A 19,042-nucleotide genomic window follows, 5' to 3' on the forward strand; every position below is an offset into this window, starting at 1 on the left:
CAGTGGGGGATGAACAAAACCCCCACTGATTAAAGTTTCACTTTATAGATTCACAAATGCATTGTAGTAATGCTTCTACAGTGTACTCTTTCGGCACAATAACATGTGGAAAATAAAGGAGCGCCTCTTTTTCCGTAATAGGCCCTATACAAGCAATTGTACATTTTTTCGTCCATTCTCTCCAGTTTGTACCCTCAAGTAAACGAACAAAACTATCAACAGTTGAAGGGCTCGTAAATGTAATAACATTTACTTCCCCTAATTTCAATGCTGTTATAAGTTCTTGTTTTTTCTCTACATTCACCTTCGTACCATATACGATTAGCTCATCTAGAAAAACACCAAATTCCCTAAGTTTAACCGGGATTACATCTCTTGCTAAATTCCCTTTCGGAAATAAAATGCACTCGTTTCCACTTAGTTTTCTTACAAACTCTTCTGCAAATACTTCTGCAACAAATGAGGTCGGAACAAAATGAACTTGATAGCCCCTTTTTTCTAACTCTAATTTTGTTTTCACGCCTACCGCAGCAATTTTAATAGTTAATGGTATTTTCTTTTTCAAACCATCTAGAAAAAAAGCTACACCATTTTTACTCGTAAAAATAACCCAGTCATACGAATGTAGTTGCCTTGTTATACGTTGAATTTGCCTATGAGATGTGCCTTCCATACGCAAAAGCGGAATTTCCAATGGAATTCCGCTCCTTTCTTTCACTGCTACACTCATTTGTTTCGCTTGATGCTGGGCACGTGTAACCAATACTATTTTGCCAGCGAGAGCATCCATATTTATTGTTGCTCCTTATTTGCAGCAAGAATGAGCTCTTTTGCTCCTTGTTTAATTAAACGGTCCGCAGCCTCTAATCCTACTTGCTTCGGATCAGTGCCTACTACTATTTCTTTCAATAAAACAGAACCGTCCATAGAACCGACAAGCGCTGTTAATTCGATTGCATCATTTTCTTTAAGAGTTGCATATCCAGCGATTGGAACTTGGCATCCACCTTCAAGTTTATGAAGAAATACTCGTTCAGCAGCCACTGTTCTTTCTGTTACTGCATCATTAATATGTGCTAACAACTGAAGTAAATCCTTATCATCCTCACGACATTCAATTGCTAACGCACCTTGTCCTACGGCTGGTACACATAACGTTTCATCTAAATGTTCTGTAATAACTTCTCCGTCCCAGCCCATTCTCTGTAATCCAGCTGTCGCTAAAATAATTGCATCGTAATCTTCATCTTTTAACTTACGTAAGCGTGTATCGATATTCCCACGAATCCATTTCACTTGTAAATCTGGTCTCGCAGCTAGTAATTGTGCACTACGTCTCAAACTACTCGTCCCTAAGATCGCGCCTTCTGCTAAGTCTTTAAACGATTCTCCGTTTTTAGAAATAAAAGCATCACGAGGGTCAACGCGCTTTGGCGTACAACCAATCGTTAATCCATCTGGAAGTACAGCTGGCATATCTTTCATACTATGTACAGCCATATCAATTTCTTTCGTAAGTAACGCATGTTCAATTTCCTTTACAAATAAACCTTTTCCGCCTACTTTTGAAAGAGTAACATCTAAAATAACATCACCTTTTGTGACGATTTCTTTCACTTCAAATTCATATGGTAAACCAAGCGCTTTTAATTGATCGATAAACCAATTTGTTTGTGTTAATGCTAGTTTACTCTTTCGTGAACCTACAATAATTTTGCGCATAATTCTCTCTCCTCATTATAAATACCAAAAGTGGAAATTAGATAAACTGCTTAATAGAAAAATGTTAACTAGCATTACGAGAAATGCCCCGATATTCCACAGCACAATTTTCTTACCCTGCAACACATCTGCCGCTCGTAAATATAAGCCCGCACAATATACAAATAGAACGACAAAAGACCCGATTACTTTCGTATCATACCAATGGAAATTATCCAATTTTGTATATCCCCATATGCATCCTAATATAATTGCTAATAAGAAAAACGGAACAGAAAATAAATTTAATCCGTAAGACATAGATTCAAGCTTCGGCAAATTCCCTAACCTTCTTAATCTCGCATTCCATTTTTTCTTTTTTAATAGCCGATATTGCAATAAATACATAATAGAAAAAATAAACGATACAGTAAACGTTGCATAAGAAATAATCGCCATACCGACATGCACGTATACAAGTTCTGAAACTAATTGCTCTGCAAGTACTGGCGACATCTTTCCGAGCGGTGTAAAAATAGAAAAAGCGCTTACGCCAAATGCTACAACATTTGTAAAAAAGACTAAAAAGTCAATGCGCATAAATCGATTAATGACTAATGACATCGTAATCAATAACCAAACATAAAAATAAATCCCTGACAATAAAGTTAAAATAGGATTCGTTTCTGAATCTGTAGCCCTAAGCAACATAAAGATAGACTGCAATACCCATACAATCGAAAGTAACCAAAAAGCAAATCGGTTCGCCTTTCGGTTACTTTGAAAATAATCTATAAAATATAAACTAATGCTACAAGCATATAAAATAATTGCAATATGATAAATAATACTGTTATTTAAAAAACTCATCCGATCATCCTTCCAAGTTATAAAGATGGAACGGATGGTGTCCACGCTCTTTTATGTTCTACTTCTTCCGTATTTCCCGCTTCTTCCACTTCTAAATCAAAAATCTTCGCAAATAAAGCTAATTTTTCGCCAGCTCCCTCTTCAGCAGCTAATTCTTTAGCTACTAAAATTGGGTCTTTTAACAATTGATTAATAATACTTTTCGTATGTTTACTAATTACTTTTTTCTCACGATTACTAAGGTTTGGTATTTTTCGCTCAAGACTTTCCATCGTGTCACTTTGAATTGCTAGCGCTTTATCACGAAGAGCCGATATTAACGGTACAACACCAAGCGTACTTAACCACGTTTTAAATAAAACCATTTCCTCTTCAATCATAAATTGAATTTTCTCTGCTTCTTTTAAACGTTCAGCACGGTTTGCTTCAACTACACCTTGCAGATCGTCGATATCATATAAGAAGGAGCCTTCTAATTCATCAATCGCAGGATCAATATCACGTGGTACTGCAATATCAACCATAAATAACGGACGACCAGAGCGCATTCTCTCTACTTTCGTCATCATCTCTTTCGTAATGACATATTCTGATGCACCCGTTGAACTAATTAAAATATCCGCTTCTAATAATGCACATTGCAATTCACTTAAAGGCTTTGCATGTCCCATATATTTCTCAGCCATCACTTCCGCTTTCGTAAGCGTCCTATTCATAACTGTTACTTTACGAGCACCGCTTCCGTATAAGTTTTGCAGTGCAAGTTCACCCATCTTACCAGCACCAAGAATAAGTACATGACAATCTGTTAAATCGCCAAATATTTTCTTTCCGAGCTCAACAGCAGCATAACTAACAGACATCGCACTTTCACCAATCGTTGTTTCTGAGTGCGCACGTTTTGCTAACGTAACCACTTGCTTAAACAACTCATTAAAAATTGTACCTGTCGCTTTTACTTGTTGCGCTTCTAAAAAGCTATCTTTTATTTGACCTAAAATTTGCGTTTCTCCAACAACCATAGAATCTAGACCGCACGTTACGCGGAATAAATGATCTATTGCGCCATCTTGTTCAAAAATAGACAAGTATGGTGCGACTTCTTCTATTTCAAGCTGAAACCAATCAGCTAAAAACTTCTTAATGTAATACCGTCCCGTGTGTAATTGATCGACAACAGCGTAAATCTCAGTGCGATTACAAGTTGATATAATGACATTTTCTAGTACGCTCTTTTGGTTTTGTAATGTAGTCATTGCTTGCTCTAGCTCTGCTGCCTGAAATGTGAGTTTCTCACGAAATTCTACAGGGGCTGTTCGATAATTTACACTAACAACAAGAATATGCACGCAGCATGTCCCCCTTCACCCGTTTTATCACTTTATCTACTATCATAATACAACTTTCCTCTTATGAATCTGACAATCGTGTGAACAACTGATTATTTTTTCTCCATATGTAATAAAGGAGCTTCAGTAAGATTAATAAAGAACTCTCTACTTTATAATGATTATAAAATAATAACTCTATTTGTACGTTACCAAAAAAAGTCCTCATAATCAAGTGATGGAAACTATTCCATATTAATTATAACATCATCTTTTCTATCTTCTTTCATCATGAAGGAAAATATGTATGATTGTTCCAAAATATAGTACTCACTTTCTCAATGCAATGCATTTGACATTGTATTTATTTTTCGTTATATTGATTTTACAAAATTAAATTGTGCACAATTTAAAAATATAAGGAGTTGCTTATGAAAGAAAATCCTCTACATCTAGATAACCAACTTTGTTTTTCTATTTACGCTTGTTCTAAAGAGGTTACTCGTTTTTACCGACCCTATTTAGAAGAAATGGGCATTACGTATCCCCAGTACATTACTTTACTCGTACTCTGGGAACGAGACGGACTAACAGTAAAAGAAATTGGAGAACGTCTATTTTTAGATTCTGGTACTTTAACACCTATGTTAAAACGGATGGAATCATTAAAACTTGTACAACGTGTTCGTTCAAAAGAAGACGAGCGAAAAGTTTGTATTGAATTAACAGAACAAGGTAAAGATTTAAAAGAAATAGCTTGTTCATTACCGACAACGATGGCTACAAATTTAGGAATTACAGAGCAAGAATATCATTCTTTATTAATCCAATTAAACACATTAATTGAAACAATGAAAAAAATTAATGATAGAAAAGGGGAATAAACATGGATAAATTATATACTGCTTCAGTAACAGCAACAGGTGGAAGAAACGGTAAGGTAATTTCAGATGATGGCATATTAAATCTTGATGTAAAAATGCCAAAAGCACTAGGTGGCGCAGGCGGAGAGGCAACAAATCCAGAACAATTATTTGCAGCTGGTTATGCAGCTTGCTTTGATAGCGCATTGCAACTTGTAATTCGTACAAAACGTGTGAAAGTGGAAAGTACAGAAGTGACTGCACACGTTTCTATCGGTAAAGATACAGATGGTGGTTTCGGACTGTCTGCTGTACTTGACATACATGTTGCTGGTGTTTCTCATACCGAAGCACAAGAACTTGTAGAAGCCGCTCACGGTGTATGTCCTTACTCTAAAGCAACAAGAGGAAATATTGAAGTTACATTAAACGTACGCTAAAAGTTTAGTAAATAAAAAAAACGCGCGACATTCGTCACGCGTTTTTTGTTTTTGTCATTTTATGAATTGCTTTCCATGCTTCTTCTTTTCCAAGACCTGTTTCAGAAGAGAATAGAACGATTTCATCGCCAATTTCAACAGCAAGCGTTTCTTTTACAACTTTTAAATGCTTTTGCCATTTCCCTTTCGGAATTTTATCGGCTTTCGTTGCAATAATAATTGTTGGGATTTCATAGTGCTTTAAGAAATCATACATCATAATGTCATCTTTTGTTGGTTGGTGACGTAAATCAACTACTAATACAGCTGCGTCTAATTGGGTACGTGTTGTAAAGTAAGTCTCAATCATTCTGCCCCATGCCGCGCGCTCTGTTTTAGATACTTTCGCATATCCATAACCTGGAACGTCAACAAAATGCATCATTTCATTGATTAAGAAAAAGTTCAGCGTTTGCGTTTTTCCTGGTTTAGAAGAAATACGTACTAACTTTTTACGATTTAAAATTTTATTAATAAAGGAAGACTTCCCGACATTAGAACGACCTGCTAAGGCAATTTCTGGTAAATCACTGTCTGGATATTGTTCCGGTTTAACGGCACTAATTACAATATCTGCTTTTGTTACTTTCATTGTTTCACTCCTACTAATGCGTGCTCCAATACTTCGTCTAAATGAGATGCAAGCACAAACGTAAGGTTTTCTTTTACGCTCTCTGGAATATCATCTAAATCTTTCTCATTTTCCGCCGGTAAAATAATTTTTGTTAATCCCGCGCGGTGAGCACTTAATGTTTTTTCTTTCAAACCACCAATTGGTAATACACGACCACGAAGTGTAATTTCACCTGTCATACCAACTTCTTTACTTACAGGAATACCTGTTAGTGCAGAAATAAGTGCCGTTGCCATCGTAATACCTGCTGACGGTCCATCTTTTGGAACTGCTCCTTCTGGAACATGAATATGAATATCGTTTTTCTCATGGAAATCCGGATCAATATGAAGTTCTTCTGCACGAGAACGAATATAGCTAAACGCGGCTTGTGCGGATTCTTTCATAACATCCCCAAGTTTCCCTGTTAAAATTAATTTCCCTTTTCCTGGCGCTACAGACACTTCAATTGCAAGTGTATCGCCGCCCGCTGCTGTGTAAGCTAAACCTGTTGCCATACCAACTTGGTCTGTTTTTTCAGCTTGACCATAACGGAATATATGCTTACCAAGTAAATCAACAATATTTTTCTCTGTTACAACAATGCGCTTGCGTTCTGCTGTAACGATAATTTTTGCTGCTTTACGGCAAACTTTTGCAATTTGACGCTCTAACGTACGAACACCAGCTTCGCGTGTATAATAACGAATAATTTCAAGAAGCGCTTCATCACGCACTTGCAAATTACCTTTTCGTAGGCCATGCTCTTTTAATTGTTTCGGCAATAAATGCTCACGAGCAATGTGCACCTTTTCAAGTTCTGTATAACCAGCAATCGAAATGATTTCCATACGGTCAAGCAATGGGCCAGGAACACTTGCAAGTGTATTAGCAGTTGCAACGAACATAACTTTCGATAAATCATATGGCTCTTCAATGTAATGATCACTGAAGTTATGGTTTTGCTCTGGATCTAACACTTCAAGTAACGCCGCTGATGGGTCTCCCCTGAAATCGTTAGACATTTTATCAATCTCATCTAATAAGAAGACTGGATTAACTGTTTTCGCCTTTTTCATACCTTGAATAATACGTCCTGGCATCGCTCCTACATATGTACGACGGTGACCACGAATTTCAGATTCATCGCGCACACCACCAAGAGAAACACGTACAAAATTACGATTTAACGATGTTGCAATAGAACGTGCTAACGAAGTTTTCCCAACCCCAGGAGGTCCTACTAGACAAAGAATTGGTCCTTTTAATGAATTCGTTAACTTCTGTACAGCTAAATATTCAAGTACTCGCTCTTTCACTTTTTCAAGACCGTAATGATCTTTATTTAAAATTTCTTCCGAATGAGTGAGGTCAATCATATCCTCTGTTGCTTCTGTCCACGGAAGCGCTAATAACCAATCAATATAATTACGAATTACACCGCTCTCAGCAGAACTTACAGGTAACTTTTCATAACGATCTAATTCTTTCAGTGCAGCCTGCATTGTTTCTTCAGGCATTCCCGACTGTTCAATTTTCTCACGAAGTTCTTCAACTTCCCCGCCCTTGCCTTCTTTATCACCAAGTTCAGTTTGAATCGCCTTCATTTGCTCACGTAAGAAATATTCTTTTTGCGTGCGCTCCATTGAACGTTTCACTTTTTGTCCAATTTTCTTTTCTAGGCTAAGTAACTCTTGTTCATCTTGAATAATTGAAATAAGTGTATGTAGTCGTTCTTTCACAGATACAATCTCTAAAATCTCTTGTTTCTGCTTCGTTTTAATCGGTAAGTGAGAAGCAATTAAATCAGCTAGTCTTCCGGGTTCTTCTACATCAGCTACCGTTGCAAATGTTTCATTTGAAACTTTTTTCGAAACTTTAATATATTGTTCGAAATGCTCCAGTAACGTACGCATAAGAGCCTTCTCTTCTAAATCATCTTCTACTTCTTCAGTTACTGTTCTAATAGAAACTTGTACCAGATTTTCTTCTTCGATAAACTCTACTACTTCTGCTCTATGTAAACCTTCTACAAGGACACGAAGCGTACCGTTCGGCAATTTTAACATTTGCTTCACTTTCGCCACTGTACCTACACTATATATGTCATCTTCTTTCGGATCGTCGATATTCATTTCTTTTTGCATTGCTAAAAAGATGATATTTTCATCCATTGCCGCCTGCTCTAGTGCTTGTATCGATTTATCACGTCCTACATCAAGATGCAGAACCATCGTTGGATATACGAGAATGCCTCTTAATGGTAGGAGGGGCACAATTCTTTCATTCGTATTCATACTAGACATAGCACCTCCATAATAAATTAAACTCCTGTTCAACTATTTTATATTACAATACATCTAGATGCAATTGCAGAGATTCTTCGCAATTGTAAATCCCCTGTTTTTTTGTGCCTCACGAAAAGAAAAAAGACTCCGCTTAAGCATACAAACTTAAACGAAGTCTGGCAAATTTTTATTATTGTATATTCTCACATTGATTGCGCATCTGTTTCGTCCAAAGCAGTATGTGCATCAAGCTCACGATGCATATTTTCCTGCATAAATGTTAATTCAAATACTTCTTTTAATTTGCGAACAGGAATGATCTCAATTCCCTTTATTGTATACAAAAATGGTTGCATGTTTTCAGCCGGAATGATGACTTTCTTAGCTCCCGCTTTTTTCGCAGCTTTTATTTTTGCGTACACACCACCAATAGGCTTCACTTCTCCGTGGATACTTATCTCACCTGTCATCGCTACTTCATTATTCACATACGTACGATGCACCGCTGAATAGACACCTGTTGCCATAGCAATACCTGCTGACGGACCATCAATCGGGATACCACCAGGAAAATTAATATGTATATCATACCCTTCTGGCAACACATCTAGAGAACGAAGGACTGTTAACACATTATCAACAGAACCTTTCGCCATACTTTTACGGCGGATTGATTTCGTTTGACTACCAATACTTTCCTCTTCTACAATTCCAGTGACATTCACTGACCCTTTATCTTTCGCAGGAATAGCTGTTACCTCAATTTCTAATAACGTACCTGTATTCGGCCCATATACAGCAAGCCCGTTCACAAGACCGATTCTCGGAATTGGATAAATACGTTTTTCGTACTTTGGTGTAAGCTGACTAGAATGAACAACCCACTCAATATCTTCATCTTTAATGAAAGGTCGTTCTTCATTTATCGCCATACCAGCAGAAATTTGCACGAGATTAATTGCTTCTCGTCCATTTCTTGCATACATTCCAATCATTTCGATACCGTTCTCACCTACTTGCATCTCCACTTTGTCAGCTGCATTTTTCGCTACTTTTTGAATTTCTTCTGTATCTAACTCACGGAAGAACACTTCTAAACAACGCGACCTAATTGCAGGAGGAATTTCCTCTGGTGAACGCGTCGTTGCACCAACTAAGCGAAAATCTGCAGGTAAACCTTTTTGAAAAATATCATGTATATACGTTGGAATCATCGAATTTTCTTCACTATAGTACGCACTTTCCAAAAATACTTTCCGATCTTCTAACACCTTTAGCATTTTATTCATTTGAATTGGATGTAATTCACCAATCTCATCAATGAACAAAATACCACCATGCGCATCTGTTACAGCCCCTTTTTTCGGTTGCGGAATACCCGCTTGCCCCATTGCACCTGCTCCTTGATAAATCGGGTCATGCACTGAACCAATTAATGGATCCGCAATACCACGCTCATCAAACCTAGCTGTCGTTGCATCAAGTTCGATAAATGTTGCATTTGTACGAAATGGAGATTTCGGATTTCGTTTCGCTTCTTCTAATACAAGGCGTGCTGCCGCTGTCTTTCCGACACCTGGCGGACCGTATATGATCACATGTTGCGGATTAGGACCACAAAGAGCCGCTTTTAACGACTTAATCCCGTCTTCTTGCCCTACAATATCTATAAAGGATGTAGGACGTACCTTTTCTGCAAGTGGCTCTGTTAAAGAAACCTCACGCATTTTACGAAGCTGCTCTAATTCTTTTTTCGATTCTCGATCAATTGAAACTTTTTGTGTTCGCTGATTTCGAAGTAAGTGCCAAAAATACAATCCGACAATTACGCCAAAAACAAGTTGAACAAGTAAAAATATATTTGTCCAGCTCATAATTCATTTCCTCCCGCTATGTTTTACCTTTTAGTATTTCCTGGGAGGAATAGTGCTAAACATAAAGAAAAACAGCAATTATAAAAATTGCTGTTTCTTCTTCGCATTATGCAGATGTTTTTGTATCAAGTACAGTGCCGTCTTGTAACACCAATTTCGGCGGTTCATTATCAGCTACTGTTTCTTTCGTAAGAATACACTTCTCGATATCTTTGCGAGATGGCAGTTCGAACATTACATCAAGCATCAAGCCTTCAATAATAGAACGAAGTCCACGAGCACCTGTTTTACGTTCAATTGCTTTTTTCGCAATCTCAACTAGTGCACCTTCTTCAAACTCTAACTCAACATCGTCAAGCTCCAATAGTTTTTGGAATTGCTTAACAAGTGCATTTTTCGGTTTAGTTAAAATATCTACAAGAGCATCTTCATCAAGCGGCTCTAGGTTCGCAATAACTGGAAGACGACCGATAAACTCCGGAATTAAACCGAATCTTAAAAGATCCTCTGGTAAAACGTGAGATAAAACATGCTTCTCAGTTACATCAGCATTTTTCTTCTCAGCACCAAATCCAATTACTTTCTCACCAAGGCGACGTTTAATAATAGGCTCGATGCCATCAAACGCTCCACCACAAATGAATAGGATGTTCGTTGTATCAATTTGAATAAACTCTTGATGCGGGTGCTTACGACCACCTTGAGGTGGAACGCTTGCTACAGTACCTTCTAAAATTTTCAGAAGTGCCTGCTGTACGCCTTCACCAGATACATCACGTGTAATCGATGGATTTTCGGACTTACGTGCCACTTTATCAATCTCATCAATATAAATGATTCCTTTTTCCGCTTTCTCTACATCATAATCAGCTGCTTGGATTAATTTTAGTAAGATGTTTTCTACATCTTCCCCTACATATCCAGCTTCCGTTAAAGATGTTGCGTCCGCGATCGCAAATGGAACATTTAAAATACGCGCTAATGTTTGTGCCAATAATGTTTTACCACTACCAGTTGGCCCAATAAGTGAAATATTACTCTTCGCCAATTCTACATCATCAATTTTGCTGTTAGAATTAATGCGTTTGTAATGGTTATATACCGCTACCGCTAGAGCTTTTTTCGCGTTATCTTGTCCGATGACATACTCATCTAAGATTTCACGAATTTCTACCGGTTTCGGTACATCTTTGAATTCTACTTCTTCGTCCTTCGCAAGCTCCTCTTGTACAATTTCAGTACAAAGCTCGATACACTCGTCACAAATGTAAACACCTGGACCTGCAACTAGCTTTCGAACTTGCGTTTGTGTTTTACCACAGAAAGAACATTTTAATTGACCTTTTTCATCATTAAATTTAAACATATTTTCACACCCCTTACAAAGTGCTAACCTCTTGCCTTCGTATGTACACGATAAATGTATCGTATGTAAATACATATTATGTCACTACGTGGCGAGAAATACAAATAATATGACTAGTTATGTACAAACAAAAAAATTTTAAAACTTTTGAAATATGTATATTCGACTTACAAAGGAACTTTTCCTTCTTCATCGAAAAGTTTTATAAATATATTTCTATATTTATAAAACAAGGCACGATTAAAATCGCGCCTTGTTATTTTATTATGCAGCGTTGTCTACTAAGAAGTCTACAGCTTTACGCACTTTAAGATCTTCAGATAAAGCGTCTACGCTTCCAAGAGCTTGCTTGATAGCGTCTACTGGCATACCGTACATTTCAGCCATTTTTTCAACTTCTGCAGTTACTTCTTCTTCAGTAACTTCGATGTTTTCAGCTTCAATGATTGCTTCAAGAACAAGATTGATTCTTACACGTTTTTGTGCATCCTCTTTCATTTGCTCTTTTAATTTGTCAGCGTCAGTACCTGTGAATTGGTAGTAAAGCTCAAGGTTCATACCTTGTTGGCTTAAACGTTGCTCGAATTCACGAACCATACGATCTAACTCAGTGTCGATCATAGCTTCTGGAATGTCGATTTCAGCGTTAGCAGCAGCTAATTCTACTACTTCGTCACGTACTTTGTGCTCAGCTTCGTGCTTTTTGCCTTCTTCTAAGTTTGTACGAAGTTTTGTTTTTAATTCATCAAGAGTTGCAACTTCTTCGTCAGCATCTTTAGCGAACTCGTCGTTTAACTCAGGAAGTTCTTTTGTTTTGATTTCGTGAATTGTTACTTTGAACGTTGCTGGTTTACCAGCTAATTCAGCAGCATGGTACTCTTCTGGGAATGATACTTCAACTTCTTTAGAATCACCAGATTTAAGACCAATTACTTGCTCTTCGAAACCTGGGATGAAAGTACCAGAACCGATTGCAAGAGAATAGTTTTCGCCTTTTCCACCTTCAAATGCTTCGCCATCAACGAAACCTTCGAAGTCGATTACAGCTGTATCACCATCTGCAACAGTTCCTTCTTCTTTAACAACTAGTTCAGCTTGACGCTCTTGTAAAGCTTTTACTTCGTTCTCTACATCCTCGTCAGTTACAGTTGTTTCAACTTTTTCTACTGCTAAACCTTTGTAATCACCTAATTTAACTTCAGGTTTTACAGTAACTTTTGCAGTGAAAATTAAGTTTTGGCCTTTTTCGAATTTCTCGATGTCAATCTCAGGATGAGCAACTGGGAAGATACCAGCTTCATCGATTGCTTCACCGTATGCTTTTGGTAAGATGATATCTAAAGCATCTTGGTATAAAGATTCAATACCAAAGCGTTGTTCGAATAATGGACGAGGCATTTTTCCTTTACGGAAACCTGGTACATTAATTGTTTTTACTACTTTTTTGAATGCAGCGTCGATAGAGTTATTTACTTCTTTAGCATCAACTTCGATTGTTAAAACGCCAACGTTACCTTCTAATTTTTCCCATTTTGTAGACATTTATTCTTTCCCTCCAACTATAATAATGTATGCACATACCTCTATAGATTAAGATTTTTATTATCTCTTTTTTGAAATAACAAATGTACAAATAATCCTCTAGCAAAAGCTTTCAGATACAATGTTCCAATCTACTAATTGCCTAAAAGACAACTACGGTATATTTTGTTCGAGACTAATATGAAACATATTAAGTAAGAGAATTATACTCCTCTTCTCTTACAAACAGGCAGATTTCTGCCTTTTGCAACCCTTACATTATAACATAGAATGTGCTCGTTTCAATAACTGAACGATTCTTTTTCATAATTATACGGGCAAATACCCTTCTCTTTCAATGCGCAGTAACCATTGATAGGCAATATGAAATTCCTCAAACTCAATATTGTATGCTGTCATAAGTTCTTCTTCATCAATAGCTAATCCGAAACGCTTTCTTCCAATTCTCTCTAAGACGGCAGCCCAAATTTCTACTTTGTCCATTAATAGAGGGAATGGGAAAATGCTAATTTGTAATTCTTTCCAGTATGTAACCATCGCATCAAATATATCTGGATAATTTTGCTCTAATCGGTTTGAGAATTTATGTATAATTTTATCGGATTGCTCCTCATTATGACCCGCAAACGCTGGAATCAGCTTTATCGTATTCCCAAACTTCTCTACTTCTATCTCTTCTTCTATTTGATTTTCTACCATTTTATACAAAATAGAAGTTTTTAAATAAGGGTGCTGATCTTCGTCTATTAAAAATTTCTTTAAAGTAGGAAGTGCGAGATCCAGGTCTTTTAACGAAAGTTTCTGGATCACTCTTAGCTTTTGACCAAAGTTTTCTCCAAAAAGCCCCTCGGTAAATTCTTCTAATTCAAAATTCGAATCCACTAGCGGTATATCTTCTTCATTCAGCATCCCTTGCGCAAACAAAGCAAGCTGCGCCAATTTTTCCTTTTGCTCAGGAATTATATCTTTCGTTTGCAAAACGTCCTCAACAGTTTCGATGACACCTTCATAATCATTTGTTTGAACTAAAATAGTTACATACGTTTCAAGAATATCACCAAATAATACAGCTCCTGTTTCAAGCAACTGCTCACATTTTTCTTTCGCTTCTTCCATACGTTTTAATTCTAGCAAACAAATAACTGAAGCTAATTCTGTTTGTTCCGTTTCTGCATTATACTGACGTAATATTTCAAAGCAGCGCAATGCATCTTCGAATTCCCGCTCTTTCAACGCTAAAAAACCTTTATCAATATAGCGTTCTGATAGTTGCGGAAACAATACGACCGTATTTTCTTTTTTATCCATACGTCCGCCTCTTTTTCTAGATTTTAATGATCTTCAAAGTAAATATATCAAATGCGTAATGAGAACACAACATTCCAAAATTATTTATTTGAAATATAGGAATATTCTATTTTCGTAACAAAAAAGCAACAAACTTTTAAATGAAATTCATTTTTCACAAACAAAAACCCTCAGCAACAGAAGCAGAGGATTCATCATTAATGGAAAGCTTTTATAATTGTGGGGTATATAACAAGGGTAATAATTTGGAGAAAAATAATTGCCATAACAATCATGCTAAAATAGAAGATCGGTTTACTTCGCTTCATTAAAAACATAATAATAAGCATCGTACAAGCAAACAAACTTAAAAAGAACAAACTTGTTGTCGAACTAAGTATACCACTCGGGACAAAGAACAATAAAACTACACTACAAGTACCTATAATTCCAAATAACCATTCCATTCATTCACTCATTCTCTTTCCCTCTCATGGCAGTTTTTTCTACGCTACTAAATGTTTTACAACATCAATTACATATGTTAACTTTTCATACGCCACAAACCCAAAAGCTACTGTTAAACCCGTTACGATTAATCCCTTCATCATCTCTTCCTCCTCATTTATCGTTGTTATCTTCATTATATAGGATTAGTAATTCGTTACCATCGAACTTCCTTACACTTACCTTACAGAGTTGTAAGATTTCAAAAATAAGTTTAAAATCATGTTAATATATTTTTGTACAATTAAGAATTTAATTTATAAGGGGGATTATATATGTTCAAAAAAATGGCTGCTGATGTTTTAGGATTAAGCGATGTAGGTTCTGTCATTACACCAAAAGATTATGATAAGGTTGATGCTGATGATTACGTGATGCATGAAGATGGGGAGAAAATTTACTTTCTTATTAAATCAAAATCCGATGAATATTGTTTCACAAACAAAGGATTAATTCATCTAGATGGTACAAGTGCCACAAGCAAAAAACGTACACTACGCCGATATAGCTATAGTAAATATCAAATTAAAAACGTCGCACTCGAAACTGCAGGCACAATTGATTTAGATGTAGAAATTAAATTTCATATGGGAGATGAGCATTACTCAATTGATGTTCATAAAAAACATATTGAAGAATTAAAAGATTTATATAAGGCTCTTCTTAAAATCGAAGAAATTTCATACGACAACGACATTACATTGCAGTATGCGCATAAAAGTTTAGATATGGCCTCTAACACTTTTAGCCGCATTACAAATGCACAAGTGAATTTAGCAGAACAATTTAAAGAGATGAATGAGATCGCCTTTAACTGGCTCGTTGATACGAAAAAGCAATATAACGTGAAAGATTACGGTTTTGTCTTTGAAAAATTTATTAATAACTAATTTAAAACAAACAAAAAACCTTGTTATCAAAAGATAACAAGGTTTTGTTAGCGTCCCAGGAGAGATTCGAACTCCCGACCGTACGCTTAGAAGGCGTATGCTCTATCCGGCTGAGCTACTGGGACATGGAGCGGGTGAAGAGAATCGAACTCTCGACCAGAGCTTGGAAGGCTCTTGTTTTACCACTAAACTACACCCGCATATGTTATTTTATTTTTCTTCGTTAGCGCCGTTGCCCTATCGACAATATTTATTATATTCATAACCACTTATAAAGTCAACACTTTTTTAAAAGAGGATAATTTTTCTTATCCTCTTTTAAAAATTGCTTGTTCCACCAGCTGTCCGTCTAATGTTTCAAAACGAACTTCTATATGATTTTCATCCATTTCTAATAAAGCGAAAGTTTTTTCCACACGAGAGCGCGGGAGCAAAATACTTCCTGGATTAATAAATAAAATCCCATCAATTAATTCTGCCCCTAATACATGAGAATGTCCAAAGCATGCTACTTGCGCTCCTACTTCTTCTGCATGATACGCTAACGTTTGTAACGTCATTTTCACATTATGACGATGACCGTGTACAACTAAGAAACGAATTCCATCTACATCAGTTACAATTTCATCTTGAAAGTTAGCATAATCACAATTCCCTTTTACAACATGGAAACCTTGCAGCTCTTCGTGAGCAGGCGTTAGCTCTGAATCACCACAATGAATCATGACATCTACTTTCCCTTCGTACTTCTCTTTTAACTGCTGTAATTCCTTCACAGAGCTATGACTATCGCTTACGATTAAAGCTTTCATCAATCTCTCTCCCTTATTCTTCTAAAAACCATTCTGGGATTTTTCCTTCTAATTTACGAAGAGCACGCCCGCGGTGACTAATCGTATTTTTCTCATCTGAGCTTAGCTCCGCCATCGCTTTTTTATATTCTTCTACATAAAAAATCGGATCGTATCCGAAACCATTTTCCCCGCGGCGCTGTTCTAAGATTTTCCCTTCGCACGTTCCGTTTACAATAACCGGCTCTTTATCAGCTTCAGGGAAAGCAACTGCTAGCGCACAGTAAAAACGAGCTGTACGTTTTTCTAAATCGACGTCAGTTAACCCTTGTAACACTTTATCTATATTCGCCTGATCATCTTTCGGCTCTCCAGCAAAACGAGCTGAATATACACCTGGCTTCCCGTTTAAGGCATCTACAATAAGACCAGAGTCATCCGCAATTACGATGGAATTCAACTGTCTACTAAGACTGTCCGCTTTTAAAATTGCGTTTTCTTCAAATGTTTCACCAGTTTCTTCGACTTCTTCAATATGAGGAAAATCGTGTAAAGATTTCACTTCTAAGTCAAATCTCTCAAATAACTCGGCAAACTCACGTACTTTCCCAAGATTTTTCGTCGCTACAACAACTTGCTTCATATTTTCCACCTCTACTCTATATGAGATACGATGTCACCTAATGCTTCTTTTTGCTTTTCAACAAGTTGGAAAATCCCTTGTTCAGCAGCATCAAGTAATTCATTTAATTCAGCTCTGCTAAACGTCGCTTCTTCTCCAGTTCCTTGTACTTCAACAAACTGACCTTTTCCAGTCATAATAACGTTCATATCAACGTCTGCTTTAGAATCTTCAGCATAATTTAAATCTAAAACGACACCTTGTTCTTCAACAACACCTACTGACGTTGCCGCTAAATAATCTTTCACCGGAATTTTAGATACTTTGTCTGCTTGCAATAATTTTTCAAAAGCTAATACCATCGCTACATAAGCACCTGTAATAGAAGCTGTTCTCGTTCCGCCATCCGCTTGAATTACATCACAGTCAATCCAAACCGTTCTTTCGCCAAGCGCTTCTAAATCAACAACCGCACGCAATGCTCGTCCAATTAAACGCTGGATCTCCATTGTGCGCCCTGTTACTTTCCCTTTACTTGACTCCCTGATTGTACGTTGCTCTGTCGCACGTGGAATCATTGAGTACTCTGCTGTTACCCAGCCTTTTCCTTCTCCACGCATAAACGGCGGTACACGCTCTTCAATTGTCGCTGAACAAATTACCTTTGTATCCCCAACTTCAATTAGCACCGATCCCTCTGGATGTTTTAAATAATTTGTATGAATATGTATATGGCGTAGCTCTGCTTGTCCTCTACCATCTACTCGCATAAAAATAACCCCCTCATAAATACTCTTATTAGTATAGCCAAATTTAAATGTACGATATGTATAACAATAAAAGAAGGGGAACTCAAAAAGCAATTCCCCTTTCTTACATAAGTATATCAAATTATTCACGATTAAAAACTACCTGTATTTACGTTTTGTGGACGATTGACAGGTTTTATTAACTTTTCACCTTTCTCGTCCGTAAGGTTCGCTTTCCCATTCACTTCAATAGAAACATTTTTCACACCTTGTTTTTCCGTTAAAGATAAGACCAACGATTTCAATACGTAATTTGAAATCATACTTTTGTCTTGGTTCACAAATATATTTTCATTAAAGTTTAATGTAATATTTCCGTTCTCCACTTTCGGATTCGTAATAAGCTTAACTCCCGGATTAAAATCATTTAGTAACGAACCGTGAATCGGACCTTTTACAAGCTCATTCACAATTGCCGAGTAATCATTTTCTTTTCCTTCTGCAACGCGTCTTGTTACCGGTACGTAATATTGCTGCTTATTATTATTTTGCGCCATATAGTAAAGTGTAACCGGTTTTGTATTCGTTACATCTGCTACTTGTTCATCATCAAAGTTAATTCCATTCGCACGACTTACACCTTCACCAAGCGGTGTACCCGCAACAGGCATCTTCGCTAACTTTTCACCATTTATTTGGAACTGCACTTGTTTTATTTCTGTAAATTGAGTCAAAGTCCACGCTACTGATTCAATAATTTGACGCTCTTCTTCTTTTGAATAATTTTTCATTTCTTTAGAGAAATCAATTACTGCTGTCCCGCCCTTTTTCAAATTTAAGGTCATCGTCGTATTCGCTGGAAGGACTGCTCGAAATCCATTCGGCAATAAATTTGTGACTGGTCCATCTTTCACAAGATACTCTAACGTTTGCTGTACAACTTCATTTGCTTTCGGAGTAGGCATTGCAATAGTTTGCGGTACGACATATCCATTTTTATCAACGAGGTATAACTCTCTATTTACTGTTTGCCCTTGTTTATCTTTTTTAGCTGTTTCTTTCTTTTCACCTTCTGTATACGTAACTTTTTTTGGCGGATCAATTTGTTCTGTCGCTTTCTCTTGATTTAACAAGCCACACCCTGATAATAAAATCGCACTCACAGTAGCACCAACAACCCATTTAAAAGTGGATTTAGGCATGCCATTCCCCCCTAAAATCTAAGTTTGTACTATTATGTATACGAGCTGTTTCATATTTTAGAACAAGCTA

Annotated in this window: 18 protein-coding genes and 2 tRNA genes; 3 read left to right on the top strand and 17 right to left on the bottom strand. The window is 36.8% G+C overall.

Going from position 1 to position 19,042, the window contains the following annotated elements:
- Positions 1–37: 37 nt before the first annotated feature.
- From hemD to hemA, 4 genes are read right to left on the bottom strand one after another with little or no spacing between them, the layout of a single operon-like run.
- Positions 38–790, bottom strand: a complete 753-nt coding sequence (gene hemD, locus MHI07_RS20970) for a uroporphyrinogen-III synthase (protein WP_002160354.1) — start codon at positions 788–790, stop codon at positions 38–40.
- A 2-nt stretch (positions 791–792) separates the two neighbouring features.
- Positions 793–1,722 carry a hydroxymethylbilane synthase gene (hemC, locus tag MHI07_RS20975; protein WP_002199254.1) on the bottom strand — a complete coding sequence of 310 codons (930 nt, stop codon included), beginning with the start codon at positions 1,720–1,722 and terminating at the stop codon, positions 793–795.
- 15 nt (positions 1,723–1,737) lie between these two features.
- Positions 1,738–2,571, bottom strand: coding sequence for a cytochrome c biogenesis protein (locus tag MHI07_RS20980; RefSeq protein ID WP_002112062.1), 834 nt, complete (start codon positions 2,569–2,571; stop codon positions 1,738–1,740).
- Between the two features lie 17 nt (positions 2,572–2,588).
- The gene (gene hemA, locus MHI07_RS20985; RefSeq protein ID WP_340826051.1) at positions 2,589–3,920 is read right to left on the bottom strand and encodes a glutamyl-tRNA reductase; all 1,332 of its coding nucleotides are present in this window, start codon (positions 3,918–3,920) and stop codon (positions 2,589–2,591) included.
- Between the two features lie 410 nt (positions 3,921–4,330).
- Here hemA and MHI07_RS20990 point away from each other — a divergent pair, with 410 nt between their 5' ends.
- Both MHI07_RS20990 and MHI07_RS20995 read left to right on the top strand, forming a co-directional pair.
- Positions 4,331–4,783 carry a MarR family winged helix-turn-helix transcriptional regulator gene (locus MHI07_RS20990; RefSeq protein WP_002112064.1) on the top strand — a complete coding sequence of 151 codons (453 nt, stop codon included), beginning with the start codon at positions 4,331–4,333 and terminating at the stop codon, positions 4,781–4,783.
- 2 nt (positions 4,784–4,785) lie between these two features.
- Positions 4,786–5,202, top strand: a complete 417-nt coding sequence (locus MHI07_RS20995; RefSeq protein WP_088099542.1) for an organic hydroperoxide resistance protein — start codon at positions 4,786–4,788, stop codon at positions 5,200–5,202.
- Between the two features lie 34 nt (positions 5,203–5,236).
- Here MHI07_RS20995 and yihA read toward each other — a convergent pair whose 3' ends face one another.
- The 7 genes from yihA to MHI07_RS21030 form a co-directional block, all read right to left on the bottom strand.
- Positions 5,237–5,833: a ribosome biogenesis GTP-binding protein YihA/YsxC gene (yihA, locus tag MHI07_RS21000; RefSeq protein ID WP_002088829.1), complete on the bottom strand. Its 597-nt coding sequence runs from the start codon at positions 5,831–5,833 to the stop codon at positions 5,237–5,239.
- Positions 5,830–8,160 carry an endopeptidase La gene (gene lon, locus MHI07_RS21005; RefSeq protein WP_002112067.1) on the bottom strand — a complete coding sequence of 777 codons (2,331 nt, stop codon included), beginning with the start codon at positions 8,158–8,160 and terminating at the stop codon, positions 5,830–5,832. The genes yihA and lon overlap by 4 nt, the downstream gene beginning before the upstream one ends.
- A 185-nt stretch (positions 8,161–8,345) precedes the next feature.
- Positions 8,346–10,016, bottom strand: a complete 1,671-nt coding sequence (lonB, locus tag MHI07_RS21010; protein ID WP_002112070.1) for an ATP-dependent protease LonB — start codon at positions 10,014–10,016, stop codon at positions 8,346–8,348.
- Between the two features lie 106 nt (positions 10,017–10,122).
- Complete coding sequence (clpX, locus tag MHI07_RS21015; protein ID WP_340826058.1) at positions 10,123–11,382, bottom strand: ATP-dependent protease ATP-binding subunit ClpX; 1,260 nt, start codon at positions 11,380–11,382, stop codon at positions 10,123–10,125.
- Positions 11,383–11,646: 264 nt separating this feature from the next.
- A complete protein-coding gene (gene tig / locus MHI07_RS21020) occupies positions 11,647–12,924 on the bottom strand; it encodes a trigger factor (protein WP_002112071.1) in 1,278 nt (425 codons plus the stop codon).
- A gap of 309 nt (positions 12,925–13,233) precedes the next feature.
- Complete coding sequence (locus tag MHI07_RS21025; protein ID WP_002160348.1) at positions 13,234–14,232, bottom strand: hypothetical protein; 999 nt, start codon at positions 14,230–14,232, stop codon at positions 13,234–13,236.
- A gap of 197 nt (positions 14,233–14,429) precedes the next feature.
- On the bottom strand, positions 14,430–14,678 hold the full coding sequence (locus MHI07_RS21030) for a hypothetical protein (RefSeq protein WP_002112074.1): 249 nt from the start codon (positions 14,676–14,678) through the stop codon (positions 14,430–14,432).
- 315 nt (positions 14,679–14,993) lie between these two features.
- Here MHI07_RS21030 and MHI07_RS21035 point away from each other — a divergent pair, with 315 nt between their 5' ends.
- A complete protein-coding gene (locus MHI07_RS21035; RefSeq protein WP_002160347.1) occupies positions 14,994–15,608 on the top strand; it encodes a PH domain-containing protein in 615 nt (204 codons plus the stop codon).
- 51 nt (positions 15,609–15,659) lie between these two features.
- On the opposite strand, the gene MHI07_RS21040 is transcribed toward MHI07_RS21035, so the two are convergent.
- The 6 genes from MHI07_RS21040 to MHI07_RS21065 all read right to left on the bottom strand — a co-directional run bounded on the left by MHI07_RS21040 (position 15,660) and on the right by MHI07_RS21065 (position 18,972).
- Positions 15,660–15,733 (bottom strand) — tRNA-Arg (locus tag MHI07_RS21040).
- 1 nt (position 15,734) lies between these two features.
- A tRNA-Gly gene (locus tag MHI07_RS21045) sits at positions 15,735–15,808 on the bottom strand.
- Between the two features lie 108 nt (positions 15,809–15,916).
- Positions 15,917–16,420: a metallophosphoesterase gene (locus MHI07_RS21050; protein WP_002160329.1), complete on the bottom strand. Its 504-nt coding sequence runs from the start codon at positions 16,418–16,420 to the stop codon at positions 15,917–15,919.
- 13 nt (positions 16,421–16,433) lie between these two features.
- Positions 16,434–17,042, bottom strand: a complete 609-nt coding sequence (locus tag MHI07_RS21055; protein ID WP_340826067.1) for an XTP/dITP diphosphatase — start codon at positions 17,040–17,042, stop codon at positions 16,434–16,436.
- 11 nt (positions 17,043–17,053) lie between these two features.
- Positions 17,054–17,791 (bottom strand): ribonuclease PH, encoded by a 738-nt coding sequence (gene rph, locus MHI07_RS21060; RefSeq protein WP_001261778.1) that lies wholly within the window; start codon positions 17,789–17,791, stop codon positions 17,054–17,056.
- A 131-nt stretch (positions 17,792–17,922) separates the two neighbouring features.
- Positions 17,923–18,972 (bottom strand): GerMN domain-containing protein, encoded by a 1,050-nt coding sequence (locus MHI07_RS21065; protein WP_340826070.1) that lies wholly within the window; start codon positions 18,970–18,972, stop codon positions 17,923–17,925.
- Positions 18,973–19,042: the final 70 nt, after the last annotated feature.

This window comes from Bacillus sp. FSL H8-0545, assembly GCF_038006105.1.
GTDB lineage: Bacteria > Bacillota > Bacilli > Bacillales > Bacillaceae_G > Bacillus_A > Bacillus_A cereus_U.